Annotated in this window: 10 protein-coding genes; 4 read left to right on the forward strand and 6 right to left on the reverse strand. The window is 44.4% G+C overall.

What is annotated here, in order from left to right:
* Positions 1-6: 6 nt before the first annotated feature.
* From BACHE_RS07475 to miaA, 5 genes are all read right to left on the reverse strand, one after another.
* Positions 7-1,497, reverse strand: coding sequence for a DUF5687 family protein (locus tag BACHE_RS07475; RefSeq protein ID WP_013547088.1), 1,491 nt, complete (start codon positions 1,495-1,497; stop codon positions 7-9).
* A gap of 83 nt (positions 1,498-1,580) precedes the next feature.
* On the reverse strand, positions 1,581-4,400 hold the full coding sequence (locus BACHE_RS07480) for a M16 family metallopeptidase (protein ID WP_013547089.1): 2,820 nt from the start codon (positions 4,398-4,400) through the stop codon (positions 1,581-1,583).
* Positions 4,401-4,470: 70 nt separating this feature from the next.
* Entirely contained in the window at positions 4,471-5,274 is an 804-nt protein-coding gene (gene kdsA / locus BACHE_RS07485; protein ID WP_013547090.1) for a 3-deoxy-8-phosphooctulonate synthase, read from the reverse strand.
* A 43-nt stretch (positions 5,275-5,317) separates the two neighbouring features.
* Positions 5,318-6,244, reverse strand: coding sequence for a diacylglycerol/lipid kinase family protein (locus BACHE_RS07490; RefSeq protein ID WP_013547091.1), 927 nt, complete (start codon positions 6,242-6,244; stop codon positions 5,318-5,320).
* Between the two features lie 72 nt (positions 6,245-6,316).
* On the reverse strand, positions 6,317-7,237 hold the full coding sequence (gene miaA, locus BACHE_RS07495; RefSeq protein ID WP_013547092.1) for a tRNA (adenosine(37)-N6)-dimethylallyltransferase MiaA: 921 nt from the start codon (positions 7,235-7,237) through the stop codon (positions 6,317-6,319).
* Between the two features lie 276 nt (positions 7,238-7,513).
* On the opposite strand from miaA, the gene BACHE_RS07500 reads away from it, so the two are divergent.
* The 3 genes from BACHE_RS07500 to BACHE_RS07505 all read left to right on the forward strand — a co-directional run bounded on the left by BACHE_RS07500 (position 7,514) and on the right by BACHE_RS07505 (position 10,202).
* Complete coding sequence (locus tag BACHE_RS07500) at positions 7,514-9,343, forward strand: helix-turn-helix domain-containing protein (protein ID WP_041579260.1); 1,830 nt, start codon at positions 7,514-7,516, stop codon at positions 9,341-9,343.
* 223 nt (positions 9,344-9,566) lie between these two features.
* Positions 9,567-9,737, forward strand: coding sequence for a hypothetical protein (locus BACHE_RS17540; RefSeq protein WP_187289309.1), 171 nt, complete (start codon positions 9,567-9,569; stop codon positions 9,735-9,737).
* Positions 9,738-9,920: 183 nt separating this feature from the next.
* The gene (locus tag BACHE_RS07505; protein WP_013547094.1) at positions 9,921-10,202 is read left to right on the forward strand and encodes a hypothetical protein; all 282 of its coding nucleotides are present in this window, start codon (positions 9,921-9,923) and stop codon (positions 10,200-10,202) included.
* 255 nt (positions 10,203-10,457) lie between these two features.
* Here the strand turns inward: BACHE_RS07505 and BACHE_RS07510 are convergent, their stop codons facing one another.
* Positions 10,458-11,354, reverse strand: coding sequence for a helix-turn-helix domain-containing protein (locus BACHE_RS07510; RefSeq protein WP_013547095.1), 897 nt, complete (start codon positions 11,352-11,354; stop codon positions 10,458-10,460).
* A 168-nt stretch (positions 11,355-11,522) separates the two neighbouring features.
* Here BACHE_RS07510 and BACHE_RS07515 point away from each other — a divergent pair, with 168 nt between their 5' ends.
* Positions 11,523-13,382, forward strand: a complete 1,860-nt coding sequence (locus tag BACHE_RS07515) for an SLC13 family permease (RefSeq protein WP_013547096.1) — start codon at positions 11,523-11,525, stop codon at positions 13,380-13,382.
* Position 13,383 lies beyond the last annotated feature (1 nt).

A 13,383-nucleotide genomic window follows, 5' to 3' on the forward strand; every position in this document is an offset into this window, starting at 1 on the left:
TACTTCCTATTTCTGTCTACTGTCTCTGAAGCCCTCCATGTTCCGGTAGCGTCGTTTCATGAAACGATGATAGACATTGTGCAACCAAAAACGTGAAGTGGCGATAAAGGCAAGGCCGATAGTTATGAATATTACCGATACAACTGTTTCGTCGAATATGGCTTGTAGGGTGTACAGTAGAATCAGAGGTACGCCGAAGGCGGCAAAGGAAATGAGGTTTTGCATTCCTGTGCCTATGTTGCGTTGTGTCATCTTATTGTTCATATCTACAGTCTTGTTGTTATAGACTGCCATTTGGAACATACAGAAATAGACGAATCCGGGGATGAAAAAGAACCAAGAGAGGCCGGTCAGCAAAGTGACTTTTCCCATCACCATGGCGGGTATCATCAATAGTAGGGGGATAATTTGCCCGATGGTGTAAGTGGCATATTTAGCTTGCAGTAGAGCATAAATGCTCTCTTTGCGGCTCATCAGTCCGTCTATGTAGTTACCCTCATACCCCATGATGGTACTCAGAAAAAGGAGACCGAAGAGAACAAAGTTGTACATCACGAGAAAGCTCTTCATGCCCCCTTGGTAGGCATCGGTAAAGGCAATGAGCGCACTGAACATGATGACTACTCCACCGGCTGAATAGAGGGCACGCTTGCATACCTTGTTGCGTAGCAGTAGCTTCAGCTCCAGTTTCATATATTCGCCCACTTGCCCGTAGCGTTCCAGAAAACGATATTCGGATACATGTTTCACTTGTACGGTGGTGTCTTCCACCTTGTTGATTTCGTTATATACCATACGGTTTACCACATTGCGGTTTATCAGGTAGAGTAAGATGATAACCGCCAATATACCTGCAAAGGTAAGTGGGTTGCCTTGAATGAAACCCTCGCCTACATTGGTAGAAAAACTGAATATAGGACTTTTGTCGGGAATGAACATGGCGGCAGCTATTGCTCCATAGACACCTACAGGTAGCAGTAGCCACCAGAATCGTTCACTCATCAACGTACGACATAGCAAAAACCAGTAGTTATTGGCCAACATCAATAGCCAAATGCCCAGTAAGTAGGTGACGGTTCCTGCTATTCCATAGAAACGAGTGATGGTGATGATGGCGAATGGTACGAAAAAGAAGAACCAAAAAAGGTTGAATAGGTCCAGTCCCGAACGAATCAGCAGGCTGTCTATCAGACGGCTGCGTTTGATAGGAAGCAGGATATAAGGCTTTACTTCTTGAGTAGGTGTTTTCTGAAAAGGCATGCGGGTGATGAAATCGACAGCAAGAATGAATAGCAAGCCGGAGTTTAAGATGTGGTAGGGCTCTGTGGCTTCACTTTGCATGGCAAAAGCAAGCGTAGTGCCGAAGAAGATGAGGTAGCCGGCCCAAAAAGCAGTCATCAGATAGATCCAGAATTTGGCGAATCGGCTTTTTTCATACATAGGATTGCGTTTGTCGGCAAGTTTCCCATGTTTTCGCAATACTAAAAAGAGATTCATTATATAACTTAATTTAGGGTGGATATAAAAAAGGCTGCGCTGCTTTTCACTGAACAACGCAACCTTTTGTGTGTAGAATTCTCTTATTTTTTATCAGGACTTATCATTGATATCTCAATTTTGTTCTTTTGCTTGAACAAGCCTTCTGCGAATTTTTGAATATCATTTATGGTAATGCTGTTGACAATTTGTTCATAGTCTTTTATCTGATTCATACCGGTAAATAGGTATTCGTCAATGCTGTTTAGCCAGTATCCATTCTCTTTCAGGTTTTCAGTATGTTTTTTCAACATGAATTCCTTCACTTTATTCAAGTCAGTTTCGGACGGACCTGCTTTTGTTATGTTTTCAAGTTCTGCAAAGATAATCTGCATAAGCTTTTCTCGTTTTTCAGGAGCTGTTTCGAAAACAATTTGCAGGATGGCTTTCTCTTTGGGGAATTTGCTTAACTGACCTCCTACATATACTCCGTAAGTACCGCCTTCATCTTCGCGGACTTTGTTCGTATAAACCAAATCAAGGATCTGGCTGGTCATACTCAATAAGATATTGTTTCTTAAATCATACTTGCAGCCACCGTTCAACAGAACAAAGTTTGAAGCTTTTGCCGTTTCCTGCTGTCTGATGAACTCGTTCTTGTAAACTCCCTGACGCATGTCAACTTTATTGTCTTTGAAAGTTTCTTTGCGGTTGATGGTCGGCAGAGCACCCAGGTATTCCACAATCAGAGGTTTCATTTTTTCTATATCCATATTTCCTACAAAGATGAAAGTAAAGTCGCTGGCATCTTTATAACGGTCATTATACATTGACAGGATTTTATCATAATCCATTTTGTCAATCATGTCAGCTTTGATTCTTATCTTTCTCGGATGTTTCATGTAAATACCTGCCTGAATCGAGTCACTGAAAGCTACTTGTGGGTTCATTTCCATGTTCTGCAATGCAGCTTTATTGCGGTTTTTGTAAGATGCGAATGCATCGTCATCGCGGCGTGGTGCAGTGAATGTCAGATAAGTCAGTTGCATCATGGTTTCAAAATCTTTTGGTGAACAGTTACCGTTTACAGATTCTGTCTTGTCACCTATACCATAGCTTACAGAGGCTTTTTTGCCGGCTAATGCTTTGTCCAGATTGACGGCACTGAAATTTCCTAAGCCACCGTTTCCTATAGCATCCAATCCGCTGATATTTATAATTTCTGAATCGGGGAATAAAGAACTTCCGCCTAAGCTTACTCCCTTCATATAAATTTCATCAGCTTTGAAATCAGTCTTTTTGATGATGACTTTAACTCCGTTGGATAATGTCAGTGTGGTAGTGCCAAATATATCATCTGTTTTTTCGGATATGAGCTTACCGCCTTTAGGAGCTTCTTTCATTAATGGTTCATCAGATACTTTATCCACATACGCGGTTAGTTTTTCTGCTTTAACATTTTTCAGAATCTGCTTGATGGTGTCTTCTGATGGCATTTTCAGACCTTCTTTCTGAGGACCGAGTATGGCAACAACCTGATTGCTGTCAGTCACGAGAGTCTGCATCATTTGATTCAGAGCAACCACTGGAATGGCAGGAGCTATCTGGTTGATGATGGTATATTCGTTTTCAATGCCCGGAATAGGTTCTTGGTCAAGGAAATGACGGACATACTCGTTTACATATTCTCTATTCTTACGTTTGTCACGTTCGTTATATGCTGATTCCAATTGGCGTAGATATTCAGCGCGTGCCCGATTATATTCAGTTTCTGTGAAGCCGAATTGGCGTGCACGTTCCATTTCGCGAAGGAGCGTTTCAATACCATTTTCTATTGCATCTTCTTTGCAAACCACTACACCTGTAAAGGCATCCTTGGTTTTGGCTACAAAGAAGTCACTGTCATAGGTTCCTGCATAAATATATGGAGGATTGGCCGTTTGGGCCAACTCATTCAAACGTGCATTCAACATATTTGTAATGAGGCTGGTAGCATAGTTTTGTACCAAATATCCCATGTTGTCTTTTTGATCGTTCGGTGTTGCTTCATGCTTGTTGAAGATGATTGTCTGAATATTGGGTTGTTCTTTATCCTGATAAACCACTACGATAGGTTCTCTATTATCATTGACGGGATAATATTCACGTTTGGCGGCATTAGGCTGGGCAGGGATGTCAGAGAATATTTTTTTGATGTTGGCCTCAATGGCATCCACATCTACATCACCTACAATGACAATACCTTGTAAATCGGGGCGATACCATTTTTCATAATAATCTCTCAGTGTCTGAGGTTTGAAATTCATTACTACGTCCATAGTTCCGATAGGAAAACAAGTGGCATATTTAGTTCCCTCGAACATTGCGGGAAGCATTTTTTCTTGAAAGCGTTGTATGGCACTCATGCGTGTGCGCCATTCTTCATTGATAACACCCCGTTCTTTGTCTATTTCTACCGGATCCAGGGTCAGGTCGTTGCTCCAGTCATGAAGAATGAGCAGGCAAGAATCGATGGCTCCCGGTGTAGTGACAGGAACGTTCGATATATTATATACTGTTTCGTCAACGGAAGTGTAGGCATTCAGGTTCTCTCCGAATTTTACTCCGATGCGTTCCAGATATTGCTTCAGTGCATCTCCGGGGAAATGAGTGGTTCCGTTAAAACACATGTGTTCCAGAAAATGAGCAAGACCGCGTTGGTTGGCTTCTTCTTGTATAGATCCTACTTTCTGGGCTATATAGAAATCGGCCCGGTTGGCAGGAAGGTTATTTTTGCGGATATAATAAGTCAATCCGTTTTCCAGTTTACCTATGCGGACATTTTTGTCCACCGGAATAGGAGGCATTTGTTGGGCAAATACCTGTTGGAAATTGCAGCACATTATCAGTGCGACGATCCATAAACCACGTAATAAATGTTTCATAACCTGAAATTAAATTGTTTTTGTTCTATCTGTCGGATACCGGGATGATAAATCACGGTATCCGGAAAAATTATTCATTGATTGCTTGGCGGATGCGCACTAATTTGGTCAATAGGTCTTCCAGTAAATCGAGTTTCAGCATATTGGCGCCGTCACTTTTGGCAATGCACGGATTCTCGTGTGTCTCAATGAACAGGCCGTCCGCACCTACGGCTATGCCGGCTTTTGCTACGGTTTCAATGAGTTGCGGCATACCTCCCGTCACCCCGCTGGTCTGATTGGGCTGTTGCAAAGAGTGGGTGACATCCAGAATTACAGGAAAGCCGAATGTTTGCATTTCTGGGATGCCGCGGTAATCAATGACTAAGTCCTGATAACCAAAAGTTGTTCCACGCTCGGTGAGCATCACGTTCTTGTTGCCCGCTTCCACCACCTTGTCTGCGGCAAAGCGCATGGCAAGTGGAGAAAGGAATTGCCCTTTTTTGATATTTATTATTTTTCCGGTCTTGGCAGCAGCAACCAGCAAATCAGTCTGGCGGCAGAGGAAAGCAGGAATCTGGAGAATATCCACATATTCGGCTGCCATTTCGGCTTCATCGGCGGCATGGATGTCAGTAACGGTAGGTACGCCAAAGGTGTCATGTACTTTTTTCAGTATCTTCAAAGCCTTTTCATCGCCAATCCCCATGAAAGAGTCCAGACGCGAACGGTTTGCTTTGCGGTATGAACCTTTGAATACATAAGGAATCTGCAGCTTTCCGGTGATGTTTACAATACGTTCGGCGATGTGCATTGCCATGTCTTCGCCTTCAATGACACAAGGACCTGCCAATAAAAAGAAATTGCCGGCAGGATTATTTTTCAATTCAATCATATTGGTATAAGTATTTAATTGGGGCATCGTCTGATGCCTGAATTCAGTCTGGTATTATCAAAGTGACAGCTTCGTGCAATATACCGATGTCCAACGGAAAATGGCGGTCTAAAATACGGCCGTCCAAATCGACAGATGCATTTTGTGCACGGAGTACCTTTACTTTTTGTGTACGAAACGGTTTCACTACTTTATGATTCAGGATTCTGCCCTGAATGAGCATCCATAATCCCGACCAAAGCTGCAATAGTTCCGGACGGTAAATGACAGAAACATCCAGCCACCCGTTGTAAGGTACGGCACTCGGCACTTGCCCGTAGCCCCATGAACTGCCTATGCAAACTGTCATGATGCGTCCTCGTATATGCTCGCCATTTATTTTCAGGTGCATGCGGTATAATTTCCGTTCAAAGATGATGGAAAGCAATGCCATGAAATAAGATAGAAATTTTACTCCCCAGAAGCGTTTGCACTGGTCTGTAATTTTAACGATACGGGCGCCGAGACCTATATTGATGGCATTAAGGAAATATCTGGTCAGGTGTTTTTCTCCGTCATAATAGTAGCAAGTACCTACATCTATTTTCCGGCGGCGATTATTTATGATGCAATCTACAGCCTCTTTATATTCGGAACTCATTTCCCAATATTTGGCAAAATCATTGCCTATGCCGTTGGGAATGATGCCTATGGCTATGTCGCCTTTGTTTTTAGCATTAGAATGCATTATACCGTTGATGGCATCATTCAGCGCACCGTCACCACCGACAATGATGATTGTGCGATAACCGTTATTGGCAAGGATGCCTGCCAGACGTTCTACCGATCCGAACCCTTCGGACTGTACATAGTCATAAGACACACCCTTACTGTCTATGTATTCTTTAATTTCTTTCCACCGTTTTTGTACTTTCCGTGTTCCGGCTTTGGGATTGTATATTACACCCCATTTTTCGGGTTCTACGCTCATATATTACTCCTTTCAGTAAGTCTTACTTATTCTGTTTTGCCACAGGCTTTGTCGCCCTTGTGCCCAAAGATACTAAATCTCTTTGAGTTTTGATTTTACAAAAGCAATCTTTTCTTCCATCGGTAGGCATGCGTCCACCCAATGGATGCTGAATCCGCGTCGTTCCATGCCGCGAAACCATGTCATTTGCCGTTTGGCAAATTGGTGGATGGCTATTTCCAAGTTGTGGAGCATCTCATCGTATGTCAGCTTTCCGATGACGTGAAGTGTCAGATATTTGTATTCCAGTCCATAATAAATGAGGTCGTCAGGAGAGATGCCTTGGGCTATCAACCGGTGTACTTCATCTACCATTCCTTCGTCCAAACGTTGGTGCAGCCGGCGGGTTATCTTTTCTCTGCGCAGTTCCCTGTCAATATCCACGCCGATGATGAGGCTGTTTAATTTGGGGAATGTACGTTCATCTACCGGCGTATGGACATAATATTCTTCAATCTCGATGGCTCGGATGGCACGTTTGGCTGTATCTACGTCTGTTGTGTTGTGCAGACTCTTATAGGTACTTAAAATCTTTATTAATTCTTCTAATGACTTGTTTGCCAGATGGGTGCGTAATTCCGGATTTTCTGGTACAGGCAATAGTCTGTACCCCTTTAGTATCGCTTCCAGATACATGCCCGTACCTCCGCATACAATAGGAAGGCAACCTTTAGGTTTTATCGTTTCGTAGGCGGCCAGGAAATCACGCTGATATTCAAAAACATTGTATTTATAGCCCGGATCGGCTATATCTATAAGGTGATAGGGTATCTGTCTGCTGTTTACGGTATAATCGGCAATATCTTTGCCTGTGCCCAGATCCATACCCCGATATATTTGACGAGAATCGGCACTGATGATTTCCGTGTTGAGTTCGGCAGCCAATGCGGCGGCAAATGGGGTCTTTCCGGATGCGGTGGGACCTAATATGGCGATTAAATCATAGTCAGGCATATAAAAAACTGTTATTAATCTGACTACAAAGATAGTGTAATTAAGATGGATTACAATTAATATCTGACTGAAGTTTTGCATGTTTAAATAAGAATGCAATTAAAGTCTCATTTTTTGTATTCTGCCTTAAACTGCTTTTGACCGGGAAAGGTTAAGTATAATTGAACTTGCGAAACTTAAATAAAATCGGGATTTCATGCTATTTGAGGTATGTTTTTTACTTTTAACAGCTCTTTTTGTGTACTTTTGCACATGTTTTTTTTACAGAATAGAATAATGAACAAACTACTTATATACCTGATCATGCTTCTCGCCGCATTGCTGAACAGTTGCGGGCGGAAGCCCGCTACCACAATGCCGGACAAAGGCAACGACAGCATTTACACGCGCAGTTCCATTTACCGAATCAGCCAGAGCGACCCTGAACGGGCGCTTGCATTAGTTGATACCGCAGAAATGCTCAACCTGCTGAGGACGAACCATTCGAGCCTCGAAATCATGAAGTCCATCATCCATTTTAATGGACTCGGGCAGCCCAAGATAGCCCGCTACTATTCCCTGAAAGCGTATGAAGACGCCGAACTCCGGAAAGATACCTTAGCCTATATGACCAACCTGATTAACCTCATCGTTTTCTGCCATGATTCGGGCGATTTCGCAGGTTGCATCCGATATTCATCCGAGGGAATAGAATTCATTCATAGGAGCGGGAGATTCAAAGACGAGGAGGGCAATTTGGTGATGCACATCGGCATGAGCCAACATGCGTTGGGCATGGACAAGGAGGCGAAGGACAATATGATGCGGGGCATCGCCATCTGCCGGGAGGCGGTGGACAGGGAGGTTTGTTGGAGCAATGTGCAGCACCTTCTCTATACAATGGGGGAGACGATGAGCGAGTTAGGTGAAATGGGCGATTGGCAGCAAGCCGCCACGATGATACCCGACCTGCTGAAAACCAACGCCCTGCATGAACAATTGGAAAGCGAGGCGCCGGAGGGCAACATCGACATGTACCGATTCTACACCTATGCCCAGTGCATGGAAATCTATCAGCATCTGGGCAACCGGAAACTGGCCGATGAGTACTACCGGAAGTGCTGTTCTACGGGATTTGTGAATTCTCCCGAAGGATTGGGCTTCATCGTCCGCTATCTGCTATGGATTGAGGACTACCCATTGGCGCTGCACAACATCCAGATAGCGAAGCGGGCATTTTTGCAGAACCAAAGCAACGAGATTTCCTTGAACAAATTGCTTGTCAATGAAGTGGAAGCGCTCACTGGATTGGGACGGTACAAGGAAGCGGCGGATGTGAGCCACCAAATCATCGCGCTGAAAGACACCCTCTTTAAGCGCCAACAGCGGGATGACGCCCAGGAGCTTGCCGTTATCTACGAAAGCGGTGAGAAGGACAGGCAGATACAGAAGGAGCAGAATGAGAAACGCCTGCTGGCTGTACTTGTAATGGTGGTCATAGTCGCTTTGGGGGCGGTGGTGTACCACAGCCGCCGGATGCACCGCCGCAACGTGTCACTGGTGCGTTCCGTGCAGGAAGGCATTGCCTGCAGGGATGAACTTTTGCAGAAGGAGGAGGAATGTCTTGCGTATAAGGCGCAAACCGAAATGCAGGAGAAGCAGCTTGAGGAGTTGATGCATCCCCATGAAGACAATCCTCCATCTCCGGACGCAACGGAGGCGGAAACAGAGGGAACCAAGAGGTCCGAAGAATCGGAAGCATCCGAATCAGGAGAACAACTGAGGTGGGTGTTGCATGAAATCGCAGTTCGTCGGCTCTACCTGCAACCGGGCATCACAACTAAGACCATGCAGGAGGAGCTACACGTTCCCGCCTCACTTTTCGGCGAATGCTTCAAGGAACAGACCGGACGTAATTTCTCGGAACACATCAACAGTTTGCGTATGGATTATGCCGCCAAAATGCTCACCGAATACCCCAATTATACCGTCGATGCCATCGCCAAGATGTGCGGCATTGACTCGCGCCAGCATTTCCACCGCCTTTTTTCCGAACACCTCGGAATCACGCCTTCTGTTTTTCGAAAAAGCCATATTATGCCTGATAATGACGGTGCTACAAAGTAGAGAAAACAAAATGTAGCGTTGTAACTTGACGTCATGTTACATGTAACATGGCGTCAAGTTACAATGTTACACACACACAATACCTGATAATAAAACCGTTTATGTAATTTTGTTCCCAGCTTCGTTATTTCAATATATGAAAGAGGTGGAAACGACAGAACTTTAATAACAAGCATAGAGGGAAGTTGCGACACTGTATCTGCGTATCGGCGCAGAGGAGCAGATGGTAGAAAGCAGTGCAAAACAGACGGCAAGAAGCACAGAGGAACAGACGGTAAGCCGCAAAACAAACAATTTCAAGTCGTTGCTCCTGCCGGGCACTCAAAACCTGCTGATTTATCATCAAGCGGAAGGAATCACCATCAGCGGAACCACCGCTATGGTGAATACATAGGAAGGCGGCTCACTGAACCTCGTGTCCGGCTTCCTGTTTTCCGCACGAATCCTATCACTCATCATCGGTTGCAATATACGGAGAATACTCAATCCTTGATATATGGGTTTTATTAGTGCCTGCTTTTTCAGCCAACTTTGCAAAGATAAGGCTTCTCGCTTATCTTAATGAGTACGTACTTTCATGAATTTTGAGATATTCCTCCTCCGCGGGCATACAGCCCGCGGAGGAGGAAATTTTTCCCTCTGCTGTGCGGGGGAGGAAGGAGGGGGATATGCTTTGCTTTGGTATGCTATGCTATGTGTACCCGATGTTACATTTTGGGGCGTTGATGTCACATTTTCAGGGGGATGCTGCATCTATATATCCGGCGTGCTGCATCTATATATCCGGCGTGCTGCATCTATATATCCAGCAGCCTGCATCTATATATGGAGTTTGCCGCAGCTATGCGGCTTGCAATGAGCTGTGTATCGCGGACTTCTTTTTGTAAATATTCCGGTTTGTAGGGCTTTGTATCTTTCTGCTTAAATGGAAAAATAAGTAAAAGGGGAATGTTAACTTCTTAAAGTATGTTATGAAACATGCTTTTTTTCTTGGATAATTTGCAGATATAGCAAATGTCCGTATCTTTGCACTGTGTTTTTCATAGTATTAGATTTAAGGTTAACAAAGGTTGGAGTACAGCGGTACTCCTTTTTTTATGCCTTTACTTTTCTTTTAGTTCGTTTGTCTATATTCATTCGGGGCGCATCCTACTACTTTCTTGAATAATCGTGTGAAATGCTGTGGATATTTGAATCCCAGTTCATAAGCTATTTCACTGATTGTCTTGCTTGGGTCAAAGATTTTTTCCTTGGCCGTATCTATCAATTTTAGCTGAATATGTTCTTGGGGGGAATTACCGGTTTCTTTTTTTATCAGATCTCCGAAGTAATTGGGGGAGAGATGCAGTTGTTCTGCGCAATATTGAACAGAGGGCAAACCGATGTCTTGTGGTTTATCAGACTGGAAATAGTCATTTAATATGTGCTCGAACTTGGTTAGGATGTCTTTGTTCACATTGCTGCGGGTGATGAATTGCCGGTCATAGAAACGCATGCAATAGTTCAGTAATAGTTCGATGTTGTTAACAATCAAACTTTTGCTGTGTTTATCAATGGAATGCTGTAATTCTTCTTCAATGTTGTGTAGGCATTCTAAGATGATTCTGCGTTCTTGTTCGGATAAGTGCAACGCTTCGTTCGACTCGTAAGAAAAGAAAGTGTAACTGTTCATCATCCGTGCCAACGGAGTGCCGCGGAGCAGGTCAGGATGGAAAACCAGTGCATATCCTTTGGGCTGAAATTTCTCTTTGCGGTTGGAGATGCCCATAATTTGTCCGGGAGCCAAGAATACAAGCGTTCCCTCTTGGTAATCATAGTATGAGCGTCCATAATGCAGATCGCCACATTTGGTGTCTTTCAAGAAAATGGTATAGAATCCGAAGCGTTGACGTCTATACATTTGAGGTTTGCATTTGGAGAAATCAATGACGCTGACCAGAGGATGTAATGTCTCCTGTCCCAGCATTTCGTTGTATTGGCATACATGGTCAAGTTTAATCAGTTCTTCCATATTCATTTATCTTTTGCGGTTGTACAAAGTTAGTATTTTTCTTTATAAAATGTAATGTACGGGCACATAATCCGTAATAATGGTAAGTGTTTCTGTAATTTGTATTGGCGGTAAGCTTTCAGATAAACTTGAAAAATGTATATTTGTACCAAAATATAAGTTTTGTCTATGCTGGTTACACTAATAATCCTTGTTCTTTCCGCAGCTTTTTTTGTGTCGGGTAAGGTCCGTTCGGATCTTGTGGCATTGTGTGCGTTGATTGGTTTGCTCGTTTTTCAGATTCTGACTCCTGAGGAGGCACTATCCGGTTTTTCCAATTCCGTTGTTATAATGATGGTAGGATTGTTTGTCGTGGGTGGCGCTATATTCCAGACCGGTTTGGCAAAGATGATCAGTTCGAGAATTTTGAAGTTGGCTGGTAAAAGTGAGTTGAGGTTGTTCTTGCTGGTGATGTTGGTGACATCGGCTATCGGTGCTTTTGTCAGTAATACGGGAACCGTTGCTCTGATGCTTCCCATTGTCGTAAGCTTGGCGGTAAGTGCCGGGATGAATCCGGGACGCCTGTTGATGCCTTTGGCTTTTGCAAGCAGTATGGGCGGTATGATGACGCTTATCGGTACTCCGCCGAACCTTGTTATTCAAAATACATTGACCGGGGCAGGACTCGAGGCACTCTCTTTCTTTTCGTTCTTTCCCGTAGGTGTTGTCTGTGTCACGGTAGGTACATTGGTCCTGCTTCCTTTGACAAAGTGGTTTCTCTCCAAAAAAGGGAAGAAAGATGAAGGCACTCTATCGGGAAAGACATTGAATCAGTTGGCAAAGGAGTATGGTTTGTCAAGCAATTTGTTCCGCTTGCGCGCCATCAATGATTCCGGACTGATAGGAAAGACTATTATCGAGCTGGATGTGCGTCGCAAGTATGGACTGGATATTTTGGAAGTGCGTCGTGGAGAGGCCTCGCAACATCGGTTTCTGAAGACCGTCACTCAAAAACTTGCCTCGCCCGATACGACGGTGTGGGCGGGTGATGTGCTTTATGTCAGGGGAGAGGTCGTGGAGGTAAATCGCTTTGCCGGGGATTTCCGGCTGGAAATGATTGACGGACACACTACGGAAGAAGCGGAAAGAGCAGATAAGGGGCTTGATTTTTATGACATCGGTATAGCTGAAATCGTACTGATGCCTTCGTCCAAAATTATAAATCAGACGGTGAAAGAAGCTGGTTTCCGCGATAAGTTCAATGTAAATGTATTGGGCATTCGGCGCAAAAAGGAGTATATCCTGCAAGATTTAGGAAATGAGCGTACGCATAGCGGTGATGTTCTATTGGTACAGGGTACGTGGCAGGATATAGCACGTCTTAGTAGGGAAGATGCGGATTGGGTGGTGCTGGGACAGCCCTTGGCGGAAGCCGCCAAGGTGACCTTGGATTATAAGGCTCCCGTAGCGGCGGCCATCATGGTGCTGATGGTAGTCATGATGGTTTTCGACTTTATACCTGTCGCTCCCGTAACGGCTGTGATGATAGCTGGTCTGCTGATGGTGCTGACTGGTTGTTTCCGTAATGTGGAAGCTGCCTATAAGACCATAAACTGGGAAACCATTGTGCTATTTGCCGGCATGCTTCCAATGTCGTTGGCATTGGAAAAGACCGGTGCTTCGGAGTATATATCGAATAGTCTGGTAAACGGATTGGGGAGTTATGGCCCTGTGGTGCTGATGGCAGGCATTTACTTCACCACCTCGCTCATGACGATGTTTATCAGCAATACGGTGACAGCGGTGCTCATGGCTCCTATCGCCCTTCAGAGTGCCTTGCAGATTAATGTCAGCCCGATTCCGTTTTTGTTTGCCGTGACAGTGGCGGCAAGCATGTGTTTCGCTTCTCCATTTTCTACACCTCCGAATGCATTGGTGATGCCTGCCGGACAATATACTTTTATGGATTACATCAAAGTGGGACTTCCATTGCAGGTCATAATGGGAATAGTGATGGTGTTGGCATTGCCACTGCTGTTTCCGTTCTGAT

Source organism: Bacteroides helcogenes P 36-108 (assembly GCF_000186225.1).
Lineage (GTDB): Bacteria > Bacteroidota > Bacteroidia > Bacteroidales > Bacteroidaceae > Bacteroides > Bacteroides helcogenes.